General features: G+C 34.0%; 18 protein-coding genes. 8 read left to right on the top strand and 10 right to left on the bottom strand.

What is annotated here, in order from left to right; genetic code table 11:
* The gene (locus WBG07_RS02595; RefSeq protein ID WP_340198920.1) at nucleotides 1–495 is read right to left on the bottom strand and encodes an RNA polymerase sigma factor; all 495 of its coding nucleotides are present in this window, start codon (nucleotides 493–495) and stop codon (nucleotides 1–3) included.
* Nucleotides 496–736: 241 nt separating this feature from the next.
* On the opposite strand from WBG07_RS02595, the gene WBG07_RS02590 reads away from it, so the two are divergent.
* Nucleotides 737–2044: an NAD(P)/FAD-dependent oxidoreductase gene (locus WBG07_RS02590; protein WP_340199320.1), complete on the top strand. Its 1308-nt coding sequence runs from the start codon at nucleotides 737–739 to the stop codon at nucleotides 2042–2044.
* On the opposite strand, the gene WBG07_RS02585 is transcribed toward WBG07_RS02590, so the two are convergent.
* The 4 genes from WBG07_RS02585 to WBG07_RS02570 all read right to left on the bottom strand — a co-directional run bounded on the left by WBG07_RS02585 (nucleotide 2028) and on the right by WBG07_RS02570 (nucleotide 6675).
* The gene (locus WBG07_RS02585) at nucleotides 2028–2675 is read right to left on the bottom strand and encodes a lysoplasmalogenase (protein WP_340199319.1); all 648 of its coding nucleotides are present in this window, start codon (nucleotides 2673–2675) and stop codon (nucleotides 2028–2030) included. The two genes, WBG07_RS02590 and WBG07_RS02585, sit on opposite strands and share 17 nt — an antisense overlap.
* A 183-nt stretch (nucleotides 2676–2858) precedes the next feature.
* Complete coding sequence (locus WBG07_RS02580) at nucleotides 2859–4070, bottom strand: DUF418 domain-containing protein (RefSeq protein WP_340198919.1); 1212 nt, start codon at nucleotides 4068–4070, stop codon at nucleotides 2859–2861.
* 2 nt (nucleotides 4071–4072) lie between these two features.
* A complete protein-coding gene (locus tag WBG07_RS02575; RefSeq protein WP_340198918.1) occupies nucleotides 4073–5770 on the bottom strand; it encodes a glycoside hydrolase family 13 protein in 1698 nt (565 codons plus the stop codon).
* Nucleotides 5767–6675 carry a site-specific tyrosine recombinase gene (locus tag WBG07_RS02570; protein WP_340198917.1) on the bottom strand — a complete coding sequence of 303 codons (909 nt, stop codon included), beginning with the start codon at nucleotides 6673–6675 and terminating at the stop codon, nucleotides 5767–5769. Before WBG07_RS02570 ends, WBG07_RS02575 begins: the two co-directional genes overlap by 4 nt.
* Nucleotides 6676–7319: 644 nt before the next feature.
* Here WBG07_RS02570 and WBG07_RS02565 point away from each other — a divergent pair.
* A complete protein-coding gene (locus tag WBG07_RS02565; protein ID WP_340198916.1) occupies nucleotides 7320–7856 on the top strand; it encodes a porin family protein in 537 nt (178 codons plus the stop codon).
* Between the two features lie 97 nt (nucleotides 7857–7953).
* Entirely contained in the window at nucleotides 7954–8373 is a 420-nt protein-coding gene (gene aroQ / locus WBG07_RS02560; RefSeq protein ID WP_340198915.1) for a type II 3-dehydroquinate dehydratase, read from the top strand.
* Nucleotides 8374–8439: 66 nt separating this feature from the next.
* On the opposite strand, the gene lpdA is transcribed toward aroQ, so the two are convergent.
* From lpdA to WBG07_RS02535, 5 genes are all read right to left on the bottom strand, one after another.
* On the bottom strand, nucleotides 8440–9831 hold the full coding sequence (gene lpdA / locus WBG07_RS02555; protein WP_340198914.1) for a dihydrolipoyl dehydrogenase: 1392 nt from the start codon (nucleotides 9829–9831) through the stop codon (nucleotides 8440–8442).
* Nucleotides 9832–10158: 327 nt separating this feature from the next.
* Nucleotides 10159–10566, bottom strand: coding sequence for a peptide-methionine (R)-S-oxide reductase MsrB (msrB, locus tag WBG07_RS02550; protein ID WP_340198913.1), 408 nt, complete (start codon nucleotides 10564–10566; stop codon nucleotides 10159–10161).
* Entirely contained in the window at nucleotides 10553–11053 is a 501-nt protein-coding gene (gene msrB, locus WBG07_RS02545) for a peptide-methionine (R)-S-oxide reductase MsrB (protein WP_340198912.1), read from the bottom strand. Before msrB (WBG07_RS02545) ends, msrB (WBG07_RS02550) begins: the two co-directional genes overlap by 14 nt.
* 87 nt (nucleotides 11054–11140) lie before the next feature.
* Nucleotides 11141–11692: a collagen-like protein gene (locus tag WBG07_RS02540; protein ID WP_340198911.1), complete on the bottom strand. Its 552-nt coding sequence runs from the start codon at nucleotides 11690–11692 to the stop codon at nucleotides 11141–11143.
* A gap of 15 nt (nucleotides 11693–11707) precedes the next feature.
* Complete coding sequence (locus WBG07_RS02535) at nucleotides 11708–12580, bottom strand: alpha/beta hydrolase (protein ID WP_340198910.1); 873 nt, start codon at nucleotides 12578–12580, stop codon at nucleotides 11708–11710.
* Between the two features lie 76 nt (nucleotides 12581–12656).
* Here WBG07_RS02535 and WBG07_RS02530 point away from each other — a divergent pair, with 76 nt between their 5' ends.
* The 5 genes from WBG07_RS02530 to WBG07_RS02510 all read left to right on the top strand — a co-directional run bounded on the left by WBG07_RS02530 (nucleotide 12657) and on the right by WBG07_RS02510 (nucleotide 21463).
* Complete coding sequence (locus tag WBG07_RS02530) at nucleotides 12657–14597, top strand: alpha-1,4-glucan--maltose-1-phosphate maltosyltransferase (protein ID WP_340198909.1); 1941 nt, start codon at nucleotides 12657–12659, stop codon at nucleotides 14595–14597.
* Nucleotides 14597–16243: a trehalose synthase gene (locus WBG07_RS02525; RefSeq protein WP_340198908.1), complete on the top strand. Its 1647-nt coding sequence runs from the start codon at nucleotides 14597–14599 to the stop codon at nucleotides 16241–16243. Before WBG07_RS02530 ends, WBG07_RS02525 begins: the two co-directional genes overlap by 1 nt.
* A gap of 1 nt (nucleotide 16244) precedes the next feature.
* Nucleotides 16245–18152, top strand: a complete 1908-nt coding sequence (gene glgB / locus WBG07_RS02520; RefSeq protein WP_340198907.1) for a 1,4-alpha-glucan branching protein GlgB — start codon at nucleotides 16245–16247, stop codon at nucleotides 18150–18152.
* Between the two features lie 64 nt (nucleotides 18153–18216).
* Entirely contained in the window at nucleotides 18217–20616 is a 2400-nt protein-coding gene (locus tag WBG07_RS02515; protein ID WP_340198906.1) for a glycoside hydrolase family 31 protein, read from the top strand.
* A 31-nt stretch (nucleotides 20617–20647) separates the two neighbouring features.
* On the top strand, nucleotides 20648–21463 hold the full coding sequence (locus WBG07_RS02510; protein WP_340198905.1) for a M48 family metallopeptidase: 816 nt from the start codon (nucleotides 20648–20650) through the stop codon (nucleotides 21461–21463).
* Nucleotides 21464–21474 lie beyond the last annotated feature (11 nt).

Here is a 21474-nt window from a genome sequence, read left to right as displayed (position 1 = left end):
TTAAGGGTTCAATATGGTTCTTAATTTTGTTTTTATCCGGTTCATTTTAACGCGGGCATTTACTTCTGTGATACCTAATGTTTCTGATATTTCTGTATAATTCTTGTCTTCTAAATATAGAAATACCAATGCTTTTTCAATATCGTTTAATTGCTTAACTGCATCATACATTAGTTTCAAATGTTGTTCTTCCGTATCGTCGTATTCTTTTGCACTTATTTTGTATACCACACTTTCAAAGTCTTGTGTTTTTAGACTTCTTTTTGACTTTCTGTAAAGTGTGATGGCTGTGTTAAGAGCTACACGATACATCCATGTGCTAAATTTTGAGTCGCCTCTAAATTTTGGATATGCTTTCCACAGTTGTATGGTTATTTCCTGAAAAAGATCTTTATGCGAATCTTCATCATTGGTATAAATACGACATACTTTATGAACTATGTTTTGGTTACGCTCCAGTGCCGTTACAAAATTATGTTCAAGTTCTTTATTCACTAAAGTTGGTTAGATAGTTTTCTATTATTAGTAGTTCAACTTATTAAAAAGTTACACTAATGATTGTTTTTTTTGTAAAAATAGCAGTAATCAATCAGCTATGAAGTGTATTTTAATTTTGAGCACTTTATTTCTTAGAAAAATAGCTAAAATGCATTTCATTAATTTATATAAAATATAAACATAGGATACTTACTTAAAATCTATGTTAATTGTTAATTTTGCGGTAGAAGTAATACAAATGAATATACCCAGAACAAGTAATCCAAGAATAGTCATAGTAGGCGGTGGGTTTGGAGGAATTTCTCTAGCAAAAAAATTAGGGAAACAAGAAGTACAGGTAGTATTGTTAGATAAACACAATTATCATACATTTCAACCACTACTTTATCAAGTTTCTACTGGTGGATTAGAACCAGATTCTATAGCCTATCCTATTCGTAAAATCTTAAAGGATTATCCTGAATTCTATTTTAGACTCGCAAATGTAGAAGAGATCCAGCACGAAAAAAATAGTCTTAAAACAGATATAGGTAATCTTTCTTATGACTACTTAATACTTGCCACGGGATCTGAAACAAATTTTTTTGGGAATCAGGAAATTGAGCTTCATAGTATGGCAATGAAAACCATACCACAATCTTTAAATCTTAGAAGCCTTATATTAGAGAATTTTGAACAAGCCATTTTAACTTCAGATCTCAATGAGCGAAATGCTTTGATGAATTTTGTAATTGTAGGAGCAGGGCCAACAGGCGTAGAATTGGCAGGGGCGTTAGCCGAAATCAAAAAGGGTATCTTACCCAAAGACTATCCAGATCTTGATATCCGAAAAATGCAAATAAACCTAGTTCAAGGATCAGAACGTGTACTGGATGCAATGAGTATTCAGGCGTCTAAAAAAGCGGAAGACTTTTTAGAAGCATTAGGCGTACAGGTATGGAAAAAAGTGAGAGTTACAAATTATGACGGTAATTTAGTAAGTACGAATACCGATTTACATTTTGAAGCCGCAACGCTTGTTTGGGCTGCTGGCGTAAAAGGAGCCACTATTAAAGGGTTTGACGCAGGTGACTTTATAGCTAGGGGAAATAGAATAAAAGTAAATAAATTCAATCAGGTAGATGGATTTGAGAATATATTTGCTATTGGTGATTTGGCGTGTATGATAGATGAAGATTATCCATTTGGGCATCCTATGATGGCCCAACCTGCCATGCAACAAGGGAAGCACTTAGGAGATAATTTTGAACGCCTATTAAATAAAAAAGAAATGAAACCTTTTAGTTATTTTGACAAAGGTTCTATGGCCACCATTGGAAGAAACAAGGCAGTAGTTGATCTACCTAAATTTAGATTTCAAGGCGTTTTTGCTTGGTTTGTATGGATGTTTGTTCATTTATTTTTTCTTATTGGGTTTAGAAATAGAATGGTTGTTTTTATAAATTGGGTGTATAATTATGTGCGTTTTGATAGAGAAGCACGCTTAATAATAAGACCTTATAAAAAAAGTCGCAATAATCTTGCGAAGGCTAATCAAAACGTCTGAATTTTTTTTGTTCTCTCAAGATCCCCAAAATTATAAGTAACTGTGAGACTCCATAAAAAAACATGATTAGGAAGTTTTTATATGGAAAAGGAGTATAAAACATATTCAAGGCTAGAATACTTTCTGAAAATAGAAAAAGCAAAGCACCTGTAAATACCAGAATAAAACTGTAATGGTTAACCACTTTGTATCTTAAAAATGCAGCCTGAATCATGTTTAACACTGCAAATATATAAATCAATACAGGTACAAAGTATTCATTTAGTTTGTCATACATCAAATAGAAAATTGCAAAAAGGTAAATTGCAGATACCACTAAAAATGGATACGATTTATTGATCTCAATATTTGCACTGCGGTATAACACCATGCTATAGAATATATTTGCCATGAAAAAAGCAAATAGCCCAATGGGAAATGAATAAATTCTACTATCTTCTAGTAAAAAAATATCACCAAGCAGTAAACATAATAAACATAAGATAAGAAGTATTCGTTCTTTTTTATGCCGATTTTTACTGTTCAAGTAATAAAAGAGAAGCAGTGTAATGGAGAGGGCGGGTTTTGAATAAACTCGCAAAAACTGAAGCTCGCTATGATTATTAAATACTAAATCTGTACATAAAATCACTATAAAAAGAGGTATGAAATAATAACTCTTCACATTTGTTAGGTTTAGCCTGAGATTAGTTTTAAAGAATGCAAGATATAAAATACGAGTTGATAAGAACTAGCTTTTAAAGTTATTTACATTGCATTTATTGTTTTTTTTGTTGCAATTATACAGTTAAAGATAACGTTTTCTTACATTTTATTAGCGATTATTACGTAAAATGGAATATAATTTAAAATTAGTAAGGCATCTCCAAGCCCATTCAAAAGGCCCATAACTAAATTTTTTAAGCCATAACTTACTTAGATATATTTGTATTATTATGAATATAATAGAGATAAGAAAAATATATAGAATTCTAAATTCTCCTATATAACCAAAGCCCCAACCGTATAAAAATAAGGTGCCAAATATGGTTTGTAAGAGGTAATTTGTTAACGCCATTTTGCCATAATCAGTAAATTGACTTAAAAACTTATATCCCCATTGTTTGCGCCATGCCAAAATAAAAATACAGATAATTGCAAGCGTCATCACCAAATTAAGCATATCATAAAGATTAAGTCCAAACATAAACCGAAGACTTTTCATATTGAATCCGTTTTGCTCAGTTGACATTAAAAAGGTAGTTAACCCGGCAAAAACAAAAAACAATACGATACAAGCAACAAGGCTACGCTTAATCTTTTTTAAATAGTCTTCATAATTTAGGAATAAGTGAACTTTCCCAGCGATTAAACCTAAAAGAAAAAAACCAAAAGTGAGATATCCACGGGAGAAAACTCCAAACTGAAATTCCATCTTTTGTAGAAAACCGTCCACAGCATTTATCTTAAATACATCTATTAATGAGCCTTCTGAAATTATTTTAAAATAATTGAGAACATCAGGACTTTCAGGAGATAATTCAGTACTTGAAAAAATGGGATTACCCTGTGTGATATAATAAATTAAAATCCTGAATACTCCCAAGAAAATAAGAACACTTATAGCCAACGTCCAACGAACAGGAATACGATAAAAGGGAATAAGAAAAACACCGGCGATTGCATATACCGTAAGAATATCTCCTCTGTAGAATAGGTGATGCACATATCCAATACCAAATAGAATAACAATGCGCCATAGAAAACGGAGTCCATAATTTTTCCCTGCATCATGCGCACGACTCATTTGTAAAAAGAAACTAAGTCCAAATAAGAAGGAAAACAAAGCAAAAAATTTTCCTCTGATAAACAAAAAAATAAATCCATCTACAATTGAATCTATTGCGCCTGGGTGCACAGCTTCATTAAATGCCGTTGGTGCGGGACTTGCTAAATAATTTTCACTAAAATGGGCAATCACAATTCCTGCAAGCGCAAAGCCTCTTAATGCATCAATATTTTCAATACGTTGTTTTTTAATTTCCATATTTAATCTAATTTGTAGATAATACTTTGGTAAGGTCTAAGCTCAATTTGATCTTCGTTTTTTTTAATTACAGCATCATTTGAGATAATCAAGTACTTCTTCTTGAATGAAATCTTACTGATATCAAACAAAGTATTCACTTGAGAGAAACTTAATAGAATTAAATATTTTTTGCTACTCATAGTTCTTAAGTATGCATAAATGGCTTCATTTTTCTCGTCCAATAACTCATAATCGCCATACACTAGCGTAAGATGTTCTTTACGAACTTTTACCATAGCTCGGAAATAGTTGAGAACAGAAGTAGCATCTTTCTCTTGCTCTGCTACATTGATTCCTTTCTTATAATTTTCATTGAGTTTGATCCAAGGATTTCCTTCTGTGAATCCTGCATTTTTAGTGCTATCCCAATGCATTGGAGTGCGTGCATTGTCTCTTGCAGCTTCTTTTTCATTTTCAATAAAAGCTTCAAGATCATCAGCGTTATGTGCAGCAGCATGATAAGCATTTAAGGTATTGATATCTCGATAATCTTCAATACGCTCAAACTTAACATTCGTCATTCCAATTTCGTCACCAAAATAGAAATAGGGAGTGCCACGCATAGTTAGTAAAAAAGTTTGAAGCATTGTAGCAGAATTATGCCAGAATTCTGGATGGTCATTCCCCCATCTAGAGACGCTTCTTGGGAAATCATGATTACTTAAGAACATACTTCCCCATCCTTTTTTTTCAAAAGCTCTATCCCAAGCAGAATGTATTTTCTTAAATTCGGTAAGCTTCCAGCGATCTTTTCTCATTTTAAAAACTTCCCCAGGCGCTCTATCCAGTGACATTAAATCAAAGTGAAAAAACATATTGAGCTCTTTGCGGTCTTCATCTACAAAAGACAACGCATCTTCTAAAGTTACCCCAGGAGCTTCGCCTACGGTCATCACATCATATTTAGAAAGTACTTCTGTATTCATTTCATTTAAAAACTCATGCAGCCTTGGTCCGTTTGCGTAATAACTTATAAAATCACCCTTATATTTTTCAGGCAGTTCTGGGTAATTAGTGTCTTTTGAAATAAATGAAATAACATCCATTCTAAATCCGTCCACTCCTTTTTCAAACCAAAAGGTCATCATATCATAGATTTCCTTCCGCAACGCTGGGTTCTCCCACTTTAGGTCTGGTTGTTTTACAGAGAAATAGTGTAAATAGTAGGCATCTGTATGTTCGTCATACTTCCATGCATTTCCTTCTACATCAAAATAACTCCATCTTTTAGGGGGGATACCTTTTTCAGCAGGCCACCAATGAAAATAATCACGATAACTGCTGTCTCTGGAACTTTTAGACTCTTTAAACCATTTGTGTTCGTCACTACAATGATTTACCACTAAATCCATTAGAAGCTTAATTCCTCTTTCATGTAAACCTTTAAGGAGTACATCAAAATCTTCCATAGTTCCAAATTCATCAAGAATATTTCTATAGTCACTTATGTCATAACCATTGTCATCATTTGGAGAATCATATATAGGATTTAACCAGATAATATCTACACCCAAACTTTTGATATAGTCTAATCTGCTAATAATACCTCTTAAGTCACCTACACCATCTCCATTACTATCTTGAAAACTTCTTGGGTAGATTTGATAAACAATTCCTTCTTTCCACCAATTATGCTGAAATTGATTTGATAAACTCATAGATTTAAATTGTTTCTTGGGTGATATTCATTGATCACTTTGGAAAGATAACTTCTTTCCACATGCATATAGACTTCTGTAGTGGTAATACTTTCATGTCCTAACATTTGTTGAATGGCTCTTAGATCTGCTCCATTCTGCAAAAGATGAGTTGCAAAAGAATGCCGAAAAGTATGTGGACTAATACTTTTCTTGAGTCCGGCAGCTTCTGCCAATCTTTTTATAATAGTAAATATCATGGCACGAGTGAGCTTTTTACCCCTTCTGTTAAGATACAAAATATCTTCATTTCCCTTTTGAATATTTTGATGAAGTCTAATACCTTTTATGTATAACGTCATAAATTTTTGGGTAGGCTGGCTCAAAGGAACTAGTCTTTCTTTGTTTCCTTTACCAGTTACTTTAATAAAGCCTTCTTCAAAATACAGATCAGATAAACGTAAGTCTGTTAGCTCAGATACTCTGAGTCCGCAACCATATAAAGTTTCAAGAATAGATCTGTTTCTTTCTCCTTCTGGTTTACTTAAATCTATTGTTTTAATAAGTAAATCAATTTCGTTCTGGCTTAAGGTATCTGGAAGCTTTCTACCTATTTTAGGGGCTTCAATAAGTGCTAATGGATGATCTTCTCGATAATTTTCAAAAACCAAATAATTGAAAAAACTTTTCAATCCAGATATAATTCTTCCCTGAGATCGAGGATTTACCTCTTTTGCTATTTGATAAATAAAAGATTGGATAGTTTCATAACCTATGGTAACAGGAGATTCCTCAATGTTGTTACATTCTAAAAAAACAATGAGTTTTTTAAGATCTAAGCAGTAATTGGTTACTGAATTGGAAGACAAACCTCTTTCTATTTTTAGATAGTTTTGAAAATCTTTTAAGGCATGTTCCCATTTCATAGCTTAAAAATAGAATTTTATTTATTCAAATTTGGTTTACTTCAAAAAATAAAAGTGAATCTGTATTATTAAAGATACTTAAGTTACTCAGTTTACTTCTTAATCAATATAAAGAATGTACCTATTTGGGTAAATACATTTTAGTTTTAAAGGATAAATAACTTAACTTATTTTTTAATCTAATTAAATTATGAATATTCTAAATAAAAGAATCAAATCATGCTGTTAGTCAAGATTAAGGGAAGCACTTTTTGACTGATAAATGAAGTGGAGAAGTAGTTCCATAGGTGAGTTGCTATAATAAAGAAAAGATGCTAATGCAGGATTCTATGATTTCTCAGCAGTTAACCTATACTCCAGGTAACCCTGCCAAAGTTTTAGTACGTTATTTTCTTTTTTTTAACATTTTTAACAAGTAGTATGAACATTTTAAATTATCAATAAGGGTGATAAAGTCATCTTTTTTTGAATTAAAAGAAACAAATAGTGTTTAAAATATAGAGAAACTATCAAAACAATAAAAAAGAGGCTAAATTCTTACAAAGAAAGTTTTTTTCTATAATTTTTGTTAAAAAATACCTGATTATTAGGGTAGAATTGAATAGAATGCTATGTTTGCGCCTTAATTTTAAACTTGACTTATTATGAAAAAATTGATTTTATTTAGTGTGTTTGCCCTCGCATTGGTAATGACTACTTCTGCGCAATCTTTTAAATTTGGTGCTAAAGCGGGTGCTAACTTTGCGAGCCTTAATGGCGATGGTGCTGATGGATTTGATGGCATAACAAATTTCCATTTTGGAGCTGTTGCTGAAATAGGAATTTCAGACAAATTTGCATTTCAACCAGAATTGTTATACTCTGCACAGGGTGCTTCATTTAGTGGTATAGATCTTAATCTTAATTATATTACCTTACCTCTTTTAGCTAAATTTAAAGTTTCAGAAGCGTTTAGTATTGAAGCAGGTCCTCAGGTAGGATTTTTAGTAAAAGACGAAATTTTAGGTGAAGATGTTGAAGCTGATTCATTTGACTACGGCCTTAATTTAGGTTTGAGCTATACGCTTGATAGCGGTTTATTTTTTCAGGGAAGATATAGTCTTGGATTAGCAGACATCGCTGAAGATGCAGATGCTAAAAACGGAGCTTTCCAATTGTCTGTAGGATATTTCTTTTTATAATACAACGAATTAAATTTAAATATTTAAAAGCGGAAGGTTTTCTTCCGCTTTTTTTATGCCTTCACTTTTGCTACTTTTACGTTCTTAATAAGACAAAATGAAACTGATTATCATAAACGGGCCTAATTTAAATTTATTAGGTAAAAGAGAACCCGAAATTTATGGAACCGAAACCTTTGAGGATTTCTTTAGATCGTTACAAATGAAATTTAGAGCTATAGAACTCGAGTATTTCCAATCTAATATTGAAGGAATTTTGATAGACAAGTTACAAGAAGTGGGTTTTAGTTATGATGGTGTTATACTAAACGCCGCTTCCTATACGCATACTTCTGTAGGCATTGGTGATGCTGTAAAGGCAATTAAGACACCTGTTGTAGAAGTTCATATTTCTAATACTTTTGGACGGGAAGCATTTAGACATCAATCTTATATTTCTGCGGGAGCAAAAGGAGTGATACTTGGTTTTGGTATGCAGAGTTATGAACTGGCTATTAAAAGTTTTATCAAAGAATAACTTCAACGATGCTAATTTTAAATGAAAAATCCGGATTTTTATAATTATATATTGATTGCTTAATCTTTAGAGATGAATTACTTCATCATAGGCATCTGCCACCGCTTCCATAACGGCCTCACTCATGGTAGGGTGAGGGTGAACTGCCTTAAGAACTTCGTGCCCTGTAGTTTCTAATTTTCTAGCAACCACCGCTTCTGCTACCATATCTGTTACCCCAGTACCAATCATATGGCAACCTAGCCATTCACCATATTTTGCATCAAAAATAACCTTTACAAAGCCTTCAGGATTTCCACTTGCTTTGGCCTTTCCAGAAGCAGAAAAAGGAAATTTCCCAACTTTAATTTCATACCCTTTCTCTTTGGCTTGTGCTTCTGTTAAACCAACAGAAGCTATCTCTGGGTTGCAATAAGTACACCCAGGAATATTTCCATAATCAAGGGCATCTACATGCATTCCTGCAATTTTTTCTACACATAATATTCCTTCGGCAGAAGCAACATGTGCCAAGGCTTGGCCTGGAGTAACATCGCCAATAGCATAGTATCCAGGAATATTGGTTTCATAATAATCATTCACCAAAATTTTATCTCTATCTATAGCAATTCCGGTTTCTTCAAGTCCTATATTCTCAATATTGGATTTAATACCAACTGCAGATAATACGATGTCTGCATCCAGTATTTGTTCGCCTTTCTGAGTTTTTACGGTTGCTTTAACGCCATCACCAGAAGTATCTACCTGAGTTACTTCGGAGGAAGTCATAATATTGATACCACTCTTTTTAAAACTTCTTTCTAACTGTTTAGAAATTTCTTCATCTTCAACGGGTACTATTCTAGGTAGGTACTCTACAATGGTAACTTCTGTACCCATAGAATTATAGAAATATGCAAACTCAACGCCAATAGCGCCACTACCAACTACGATCAACCTTTTTGGTTGAGAAGGCAATGTCATTGCCTTTCTGTATCCAATAACTTTTTTTCCATCTTGGGGAAGACTTGGGAGTTCTCTGGATCGAGCTCCGGTAGCAATTATTATATGGTCTGCCTGATATTCTGTTACCGTTCCATCTTTATCCTTAACATCTACTTTTTTTCCTGGCTTCACGGAACCAAATCCTTCAATAACATCAATCTTATTCTTTTTCATTAAAAATTGAACACCTTTGCTCATTCCATCTGCTACATTCCGACTTCTTTTAACAACTGCGTCAAAATCTTTATCATATTCATAAACTTTCAAGCCATAATCTTTAGCATGCTTAAGGTATTCAAAAACCTGAGCCGATTTTAATAAAGCTTTTGTAGGGATACAGCCCCAATTAAGACAAACACCTCCAAGGCTTTCCTTCTCAATCACAGCAGTTTTAAACCCTAATTGAGAGGCTCTGATAGCGGTTACATAACCGCCAGGACCACTACCTAAAACTATGATATCGTATTTACTCATGATGTAGATTTTTATTTGCTAATTTTTCGGTCACGAAGTTAAGCAATAAGTTTTTAAGGACTAAATTTTTATACATTTTTAGCCTTTTATAAAACAGAAGTATCAGTTTTTGTTTTATTTAAATCAATGAAAGAAAAGCCTCATCTGCCAGATGCTTCGCCTGCTGTAAATCTTCTGCAAATTTTTATTCTATGGAGAGGTTGAAGACTGCTATATTCTTTGCAATTGTAGCATAGGAAAGAAAATTGGTTGGGCGAATTAGCATTCATAATGGTGCCGGAATGTGAATAAAAAAAACAGCTTCCTATTTTAGGAAGCCGTTAGTAGTTATTTTTTTTCGTCAAAATTGATACTTGCGGAGTTTACACAATATCTCATGCCTGTTGCTGTGGGACCATCATCAAAAATATGACCTAGGTGACCTCCACAATTTGCGCACACAATTTCGGTTCTGATCATTCCAAAAGTAATATCCTTATGATATTCTACCGTTCCCTCAATGGCATCATCAAAACTTGGCCAACCACATCCACTTTCAAATTTGCTATTGCTTTTAAAAAGTTGAGTATTGCATGCTTTGCATTGATAAATACCTTTCTCAAAGTGTAAATTATATTCTCCAGAATGTGGACGCTCTGTGCCTTTTTCTCTAATAATACGATACTCATCAGGCGAAAGTTGTGCTTTCCATTCTGCGTCACTTTTTTGAATGGCGTATTTTTTATTTTCCTTCATCTTCTGGTTTAAAGTTTAAAGCTGCTGAGTTTATACAATGTCTCTTTCCAGTTGTGTCTTGAGGCCCATCATTGAATACATGACCTAAATGGCCTCCACAAACCGCACAAGCCACTTCTGTTCTGGACATTCCATAGGAATTGTCAGTTATATATTCCAAATTTTCATCGAAGCCACGATCAAAAGAAGGCCAGCCTGTACCACTGTTAAACTTATGTTCACTTTTATATAAGGGTGATTTGCATCCTGCACATTGGTAAACACCTGATTCGTAAAACTTGTTATATTTTCCCGTGAATGCTCTTTCCGTACCATTTTGTCTTAGAATATAGTATGCTTTGTCTGAAAGTTGTGCTTTCCATTCCTCGGGTGTTTTATTCACAGCATAGGTTTTTTCCTGCTCCTTTTTTTGCCGTTCTTTTTTTTGTGCATTGCCATTACAACCTGCCAGTGTTACAACCGCAATGGCCAAGATAATTTTATTCATAATCAACTTTTTAACAAATTTAGGAATTCACTTTATCCCTTGGTCGTAATAAAACCATAAATTTTACAAAAGACTTCAAAATAAAATTTACTGTTCACGAGTCATTTTTATAATATCAATCTCGCTTTTACCCATGGCTTTCATTACTTGAGAAAAGTTAGATAGATCTACGTTTGATGCTTGCCCAAATTCTGCTGGAACTACTACAATTCTAAATATTTGGTTTTGCGTAAAGCCATCTGGGGTTAATGATAAATCAAAATTTCCATCTAAAAATAGAGCTACATCAAAAAAAGTATGATTAAAACTATACAGCAATGTGCCTTCATTTAAAAAGAAAGTTTGCGGTAAGGGTGTCCAGATATCTGCTTCACCTCCGTTGCCGTCTCCGGTTACATCTTCTAATAAGTACACTAAAATAGCATCAGACTCAAATACTTCAAAATTTGTAGGGAAATCAAAAGAAGCTGAAAAATCATTTCCTTGATTGAAATTTATAGCGGGAGTTTCAAATACAGTTCCTAAAAGAGATTCACCATCCAGACCATCTAACCCATCAAAACCGGGAGGACCTGGGTCACCTTCACAAGAGATAAAAAGAACAGAGAATGCTAAGAGTAATTTTCCAAAATGTTTCATAATGTTATTAAATTTTTAGGTTCTATTGATATATTGCATAGTTTTATCAACAACCGTACCATTTCCTAAGATTTTACGATGACCTAGGCCGGAGGTAATAAATATTTCTGATTTGGAAAGGTTTTCATGAAGGTGATAGGCACATTTTACAGATACCTCTTTATCATCTTTGTCATGAATAACTAATACAGGGATGTTTACAAATTTAGCTGCTTTGCTAGCGGAGTAATCATTCATGAGTTCGTTGGTTCTTTTCTCAAAAATATCTTGCATTAAAAATCGTACTTGAGGTCTTAATTCAAGGTTTCTGATAAAGTCGTCCATTATATCGGTTACAATATCGCCACTACCAATAATAACAATTTTTCTTGTAATCATTCCCTGAGCAATCGCATTGAGCAACGTCATTCCTCCTAACGAATGGCCAATGGCCCCGTAAAACGGACCATATTTTTTGGATAAGAATAGGGCAGCTTCTATAAACTCTTTAATATCGGTTGTTTTTCCAGTGGCTTTGCCATGGGCAGGCGCATCAAAGCTAATAGTTTGATAGCCAAGTGCGACTAACTTTTCGGCAAATTTAACTAATTGTGTACCGCGTCCACTCCATCCATGCACTAGCAAGATCTTTTTTTGAGAGGTTCCAAATTTATAAACGCAGATTTGTTTTTTACTATGCGGGAGATTCAAAAAGGTTTGTTTACTCTCTTTATCCATTGAAAATTCTCGCCTAGGGATGGCATGCTTGAAAGGGGTTATAAAAAGGCGTGCAGCAAATTTAGCAACCAATTTTAAAGAGAAAAGTTGTAATAATTTTCCAGTGAATAAGATACTCTTGGGAACTTTTAATACTGATTTGTTTTCTTTTTTTATAGCTTCTTTGGTCATCACTTAGTTAATTAGACTGCAAGTTATTTATTTAAAACCTTTTTTATATTTTTAACGAATACTAAAGTTTAAAAAAATGTGGAGCCAAAAAAGAGTAATTATTGAAAATGTTTCACCTCAACTGGATGGAGGTCTTTTTTATATCAAAAGGGTTGTGGGAGAAAAAGTGACAGTAATTGCAGATGTTTTTTCGGACGGGCATGATGTTATAGAATGCGCCGTTAGGTTTAAACATGAAAAACAAAAATTGGCAGAAGAAGTTCGCATGCTGCCTAAAGGGAATGATGTTTGGGAGGCGGAATTTAGGGTTGATGAACAAGGATACTATACGTATTATATTGAAGGCTGGGTAGACTATGCATTAAATTGGCAACATGGTATTGAGCGTAAAATTGAAGATGGTCAAAAAGTAACTTCAGAGTTATTGGAAGGTGTTGAATATATTAAAAAAGTGTTACCTAAAGCAACGGCAGATGAACAAAAATATTTAGATAACCTGTTACATTGGTTTCAATCAGATACGGCATATGAGCAAGCAGTAGAAGAAGCGGGATCATCAACTCTCAAGACTTTGTTTAAAAAATATCCAGAAAAACTGTTGGTAAATACTTCACCAGAATTAAAAGTTTACGTTGACAGACTCAAAGCTCGTTTTTCTACTTGGTATGAGTTTTTTCCTCGTTCTTCTGCGCAAGAAAAAGGAAAACATGGTACATTTAAAGATTGCGAGCGACTGCTTCCAAGAATCGCAGATATGGGATTTGACATTTTGTATTTCCCGCCAATACACCCAATAGGAGAGGTAAACCGTAAAGGTAAAAATAATGCAACCAATGCAGAAGATGGAGATGTAGGATCTCCATGGGGTATAGGTTCTCATTTGGGAGGACACAAATCTACACATCCTGAGTTAGGCTCTATAGAAGACTTTAAGTCTGTAGTGAATAAAGCAAAAGAGCTCGGTATAGAAGTAGCTATGGATTTTGCATTGCAAGCAGCTCCAGATCATCCTTATGTTAAAGAACATCCTTCATGGTTTAAATGGAGGCCAGATGGTACAGTACAATATGCAGAAAACCCACCAAAGAAGTACCAAGATATTTTACCTATTTATTTTGAGAGTGAAGACTGGAAGAATTTATGGAAGGAATTATTAGATATCATGATGTTCTGGATCAAAGAATGTGGTATTCACGTATTTCGGGTTGATAATCCGCATACAAAACCTTTTTATTTTTGGGGATGGCTTATTGCCAAAGTAAAGGCAAAGTACCCTGATGTCTTATTTCTTTCTGAAGCATTTACAAGACCTAAGGTAATGCAGGAACTAGCCAAACAAGGTTTTACGCAATCATATACATATTTCACGTGGCGTAATTCTGCACAGGAGATTAAAGAGTATCTATCAGAGCTTACACAAACTTCTCAGAAGGAATATTTTAGACCCAATTTTTGGCCAAATACACCAGACATTAATCCATATGCCTTGCAAGGTGCTAATGAAGCTCAATATTTACAAAAATACTTTTTAGCAGCAACCTTAAGTTCAAATACAGGTATTTACGGGCCAGTTTTTGAGCAAATGGTGTCAGAACCAATGCCAGGGAAAGAAGAATACAAAGATTCTGAAAAATATCAAATACGTCATTGGGATTGGAATATAGAAAATAAACTCACTAGTGTAATTAAAAAGGTTAACGAATCTAGAAAACAACATCCTTCTTTGCAACAAACTCAAAACATTATCTTTTGTGAAACAGATAATGATAATATATTGGCTTATTTAAAGTTTGATGATGAGCGAAAAGATTATACCTTAATGGTCGTTAATTTAGATTCTTACTACAAGAGCCAAGGTTGGATAAAATTGCCACTAGCTGAACTCAATACAAGAGAGGGTCAACAATTACATATTAATGATACCATTACCGGAAGCAGCTATGTATGGGATAAAGAATGGTGTTTTGTAGAATTACACCCCGCGCTGCCGTTTCACCTTTTTAAAGTACATAAGTAATGAGTCATAAAGCAACCGACCAAGACACCTTTAAAACGCCATTTTCTTTTAAGACTAAATGGGAGAATGCTTTTAATAGTGATGAATTTCTCAAAGTATTTTCTGAAGATATTTTAGAAGATTATATTATAAAAAAGCGTTGGTATGCAGGCAAGGCGAGTACTTTAAAATATATTGAAATCATAGATTATTTTAAAATTGTTTCGGAGACCAAGTTGTATTTTGGAGTTCTTTTAGAGGTAAATTTTAAGGAAGCTTTTTTTCAAAATTACTTTATGCCACTTTCCTTTTGTTTAAAAGAAAACCTGAATACTAATACGGTAATTACCCCTATAAGTTTTGACGGCAAAGAAGGGTATATAATGGATGCCTTACATGAAGAAGAATTTAGAAAATTGTTGTTTGAAAAGATATTGTATGCCGATCCTTATCAAAAAGGACAGAAAATACAGTTTCATAAAGGATTGAAGTTAAAAGAAACTGCTTATAAATCTTCCAGCTTTATGGGGGTTGAACAAAGTAATACTTCCATCGTGTTTAATGACCATTTTGTCCTCAAATTATTTAGACGTATTTATATTAATACAAATCCTGACTATGAAATAAGTCGTTTTTTAACAGAGCGTAGTAATTTTAATAATACCCCTGCTTATCATGGCAGTATCAATCTTCAGCATGGTAAAGATGATACCATTACATTAGGTCTCATGCAAGAATTGGTACCCAATCAAGGAGATGCTTGGAAATATATGTTGGATGAGTTAGATAAGGTTTTTAGCAATCTGGAACGCAAGAAAATACAAATTTCAAAATTACCCAAAATCTCTTTATTTAAGCGATTAAAAATAACGGATATTCCACCAGAAATTATTGATTGGGCAGGTTTAAACTTGTTCATTAGAATTAAACAATTAGCGTTGCGAACTGCAGAAATGCACATTGCTTTAGGAAGTGAAATACAAGATACCTCTTTCACTCCTTCCAATTATAATAGTGATTACACCGTATGGCTAAAAAACCGTTTAATTTATCAATTTCAAAATCGATTAAATACTATTGAAAATAATTTACATAAGCTTGATGGGCTAGCATTAGAACTAGCACAACAATTTTTAGAGCGTAAAAAAGAAATTAGAAAAAAGTTTTTAGAATTTGACTGGACTAAACTAAAAAGTGAACGCATCAGAATTCATGGAGATTATCACTTGGGTCAAGTATTGGTAAAAGGTGATGATTTTTATCTTTTAGATTTTGAAGGAGAACCAGAGAGTACCATACGTGACCGAAAAGTAAAACAACCACCACTTAAAGATGTTGCGGGAATGTTTAGATCTTTTCATTACGCAATTTATTCTACTATTTTTAATAATTCTGAAAATTATGAACATGATAAGAATGATTTGTTTAGAGCAGGCGAAATTCTCTACAGATTCATGGTAGGTGTATTTTTGGAAACTTACATAGACAAAGCACAAAGGGAAAACCTTAATATTGGCTACAGTCATGAGATTAAGTTTTTATTAAAATATTGTCTATTGGAGAAGGCAGTATATGAATTAGGCTATGAATTAAACTCCAGACCAAGATGGGCAGTTATACCCTTAGAAGGTATAGCAAGTATAATGAATTATAACCAACCAAAATAACATGAGTAATGTACAAGTACACAGTTTATTCACTGATTTCGATATTGCTTTATTTAAGGCAGGAAAACATTATCGCCTTTATGAAAAATTAGGCTCTCATGTTATTGAAATAGATGGAGTAAAGGGAACCTATTTTGCAGTCTGGGCACCTTCTGCTAAAAGTGTATCCGTAATAGGAGATTTTAACTATTGGTTAGAAGGAGAACATTTGCTAAACGTACGCTGGGATTCTAGCGGTATCTGGGAAGGTTTTATACCGGGTATTGAGCAAGGTACTTTATATAAGTATAAAATACACTCATCTCATAACGATATTAAAACAGAAAAGGCAGATCCATTTGCACGTTATTGTGAACAGCCTCCTAGCACCGCATCTGTAGTGTGGAGCTTAAATTATGATTGGAGCGATAAAAAGTGGATGAGCCAAAGAGAGAAAAAAAATAGTCTCAACGCGCCTTATTCTGTTTATGAAGTGCATATTGGATCTTGGAGGAAAAAATTAGAAGAAAACAGAAGTCTTACGTATCTGGAATTGGCAGATGAACTTGTAGCATACGTTAAAGAGACAGGATTTACTCATGTAGAGTTTATGCCTATTATGGAATACCCTTATGATCCTTCATGGGGATATCAACTAACCGGTTATTTTGCACCAACTTCACGATTTGGTACACCAGAAGAATTTATGGTTTTGGTAGATAAACTTCATCAAAACGATATAGGTGTAATTCTAGATTGGGTGCCTTCTCATTTTCCTGAAGACGCCCATGGACTAGGTCTTTTTGATGGAACTCATCTATATGAACATCCAGATAGAAGAAGAGGGTATCATCCAGATTGGAAGAGTTTGATATTTAATTATGGACGAAACGAAGTACGCTCATTTTTAATTAGTAATGCAATTTTTTGGTTAGATCAATATCATGCTGATGGATTGAGAGTTGATGCAGTAGCTTCTATGCTATACTTAGATTATTCAAGAGAAGACGGAGATTGGGAACCTAATATTTATGGAGGTCGAGAAAATTTAGAAGTGATTTCATTTTTTAGAGAGTTGAACGAAGAGGTCTATAAGAACTTCAAGGGTGTTCAAACCATTGCTGAAGAATCAACTGCTTTCCCTATGGTCTCAAGACCAGTGTATTTAGGCGGATTAGGATTTGGTATGAAATGGATGATGGGATGGATGCATGATACGTTGGAATATTTTAAAAAAGAACCCATCTATCGCAGGCATCATCAAAATGATATCACCTTTAGTATGACGTACACTTTTACAGAAAATTTTATGCTTCCCTTATCGCATGATGAGGTTGTTCACGGTAAAATGTCCATTTTAGGTCGTATGCCAGGAGATGAATGGCAACGTTTTGCCAATCTTCGGGCTATGTACAGCTATATGTTTACGCATCCGGGAGCCAAATTATTATTTATGGGAGCAGAGTTTGGGCAATCTAACGAATGGAACTTTGAAGAAAGTCTTGATTGGCATCTACTTCAATACGACTACCATGCAGGTATTAAAAAGCTAATAACAGACTTAAATAAACTCTATAAAAACTATCCTGCACTTTATGAGAAGCAATTTGATGCAGACGGTTTTGAGTGGATAGATCATAATGATGCTCAAAATTCTGTGCTTTCTTACTTGAGAAAAGGAAATGATGACAAGGAAAATTTATTAATCGTTTGTAATCTAACTCCCGTAGTGAGAGAAGATTATAAAATTGGCTTGCCTGCTAAATGTACGCTTAATCAAATATTCAATAGTGATTTTAAAAAGTATGGAGGAAGTGGTGTAAGCAATAAGAAACAAATTGCTTCTAAGAAAAAGACTTGGCAGTTTCGAGAGCATTCCACTGAAATTATGCTTCCACCCATGGGAGTAGTTGTTTTTGAAATTTTATAAACATTTGTTTCATTTTAAAATCAAAAGCCTTTCATTTGTAGGCTATTGAAATAAAGAAAAAAAAATGATTACCAATACAGAGCTGGAGTTTAAAGGAAATTTATATCCTTCAAAAATTGTAAATTATAAAAAAGAAGTAGATCGCATATATTTTTATACAGAAAATAATGTGATTTTAGAAATAACAGTACTTAGAGATAGTGCAATTCATTTTCGATACGCTACAGAGAATCTTTTTGAACCAGACTTTTCTTACGCAATAGATCAAGAAGCTAATTTTGGATATAACCACTTAGAGGTCAATGAAGAAAAAACACAATTCTCCATTACTACCTCTAAAATAAAAATGACCGTTCAAAAGGAAAATCTTAAGATTGCGATTTTCGATCTTGATGATAATCTGATTAATCAAGACGAATCTGGTTTTCACTGGGAGGAAAACTATGAGTATGGAGGTAATATTGTTAAAATGAGTAAAATGAGCGGAGAGGCAGAAAGCTTCTACGGTCTTGGCGATAAAGCAACTCATGTAAATTTAAAAGGTAAAAGAGTACATAATTGGTGTACAGATCAATATGCATTTGGAAAAGAGCAAGAGCCACTTTACAAAACAATTCCTTTTTATGTAGGACTTCATCATAAAGTAGCATACGGAATTTTTTTTGACAACACATTTAAAACACATTTTGACTTCTGTCATGAGAGACGAAATATCACTAGTTTTTGGGCAGATGGAGGAGAAATGAATTATTACTTCTTTTATGGTCCATCTATACCTGAGGTGGTAGTAAGCTACACAGATTTAACTGGAAAACCAGAACTTCCCCCTTTATGGGCATTGGGATATCATCAAAGTAGATGGAGTTATTATCCAGAGAAGAAAGTTAAAGATATAACTGCAAAGTTTAGAGAATTAAAAATTCCTTGTGACGCTATTTATTTGGATATTGATTATATGGAAGGTTTTCGTTGTTTTACTTGGAACAAAGAATATTTTCCAGATCCAAAAAAAATGGTGAAAGAACTGTTAGATGATGGTTTTAAAACAGTGGTTATTATAGATCCGGGCATTAAAATAGATAAAGACTACAGCGTATACAATGAGGCCATTGAAAATGATTATTTCTGTAAAAGAGCAGATGGTCCATTTATGCGAGGAAAGGTTTGGCCCGGTGAATGTAATTTTCCTGATTTCACCAATCCAGAGGTACGCGAGTGGTGGGCCGGATTGTTTAAAGAACTCATTGCTGAGGTTGGAGTAAAAGCAGTGTGGACAGATATGAATGAACCTGCGGTTATGGAAGTGCCCACAAAGACATTTCCTTTAGATGTGCGTCATGATTATGATGGCAATCCTTGTAGCCATAGAAAAGCGCATAATGTTTATGGAACTCAAATGGCAAGAGCAACCTATGAAGGTGTTAAAAGGTTTTCTTTTCCAAAACGTTCTTTTGTTATTACAAGATCTGCCTATGCTGGAGCACAACGTTTTTGTTCTACTTGGACCGGAGATAATGTAGCCACCTGGGAACATCTATGGTTAGCAAACATACAAGTCCAAAGATTATGTATGAGTGGGATGAGTTTTTCAGGAACCGATATTGGAGGATTTGCAGAACATCCTACTGGAGAATTATTTGCAAGATGGATTCAGTTAGGAGTATTCCATCCTTTTTGTAGAGTGCATTCCAGTGGAGATCATGGAGATCAAGAGCCTTGGTCATTCGGAGAAGATGTAATAGATATCACTCGTAAGTTTGTGGAGTTAAGGTATCAATTGCTTCCCTATTTATACACTATGTTCTGGCGATATACAGAAGAAGGAGTGCCTCTTATTAAATCACTAGTATATTACGATCAAGAAGACACTCAAACACATTATAGAACAGATGAATTTATTTTTGGGGAAAAAATATTGGTATGTCCTGTGCTAGAACCCAACTCAAAAGGACGAAGAATGTACCTGCCCAAGGGTAATTGGTATAACTACTGGAATGATGAGTTGATCTCTGGTGGAAAAGAACACTGGGTGGAAGCAGATATTGACAGTATGCCGCTTTTTGTTAAAGAAGGAGCAATTATACCCAAATACCCAATTCAACAGTATGTGGGTGAAAAAGAAATAGATGAACTCACACTAGAAGTTTATTATAAAAGAGGCAAGGAGGTTTCTTCTGTTTATGAAGATTCTAATGATGGTTTTGATTATAAAAAAGGGCGTTATTGTTTAAGAACATTTAAACTTACTGGTAAGGAAAACGAATTAATTATTCAGCATCATAAAGTTGGTAAATATATAACTCCTTATCAAAAATTCACTTTGAAAATGCATGGACTTCCTTTTAAAATAAAAGCAATTCAATATGACAATGAAGAAATTCCGTTTAAAGACATCAAGATAAATGGGGATAATACCCTAGAAATTGATAAAGAATTTACTGAATTGCATATTATTGGAGCCTAAAAATTTGTAATTTTCAAATAAATTAGATGAAATGAAGAGATCAGTTATTTTATTTTCCTTTTTTTTCTTGGTACTTTCTTGTAAAACAAATCCGTTTACTGGAAAAAAGACATTAAATTTCTATCCTAATAGTCAGATATTTCCAATGGCTTTTCAACAGTACGATCAGGTATTGAATGAAAGTAAAGTGGTTAAAGGAACTAATGAAGCTACGCTAGTTACAAAAGTAGGACAACGTATAGCAAGTGCTGCTGAAAGATGGCTTACCGCTAATGGGTATCCTGCATATTTGAAAGACTACAGATGGGAATACAATTTGATAAAAGCAGATCAGGTAAATGCATGGGCAATGCCTGGAGGTAAAATAGCGGTATACACTGGTATTCTGCCAATTACGCAAACCGAAACGGGCTTAGCTGTTGTTTTAGGACATGAAGTAGCTCATGCTCTTGCAGATCATGGAGCACAACGCATGAGTGCCGGAACGCTACAACAGCTAGGTGCAGTGGCGGGAAATGTTGCTTTGAATAAAGATGATGAAAACAGACAGTTATTTAATACTGCATATGGCGTGGGTTCTAATGTATTAGGTATGTTGCCTTTTAGTAGAAGTCATGAATCTGAAGCAGATGCTATTGGAATTCAAATTATGGCAATAGCAGGGTATAATCCTTATGAAGCCGCAGAACTCTGGAAGCGGATGAAAGCAAAAAGTGGAGGTAAACAGCCGCCAGAATTCCTAAGCACACATCCATCAAATGATACCCGTATCAATAAGTTAGCACAGTTAGCACCAAAAGCGGTAGAAGAGGCTAAAAAGTATGGAGTGACTAAGTTTCAAAAATAAAATTGATAGTA

Source organism: Ascidiimonas meishanensis, assembly GCF_037782385.1.
GTDB lineage: Bacteria > Bacteroidota > Bacteroidia > Flavobacteriales > Flavobacteriaceae > Ascidiimonas > Ascidiimonas meishanensis.
Note: the sequence above shows the minus strand (reverse complement) of the source record. Positions and strands in the feature narration are given on the sequence as shown.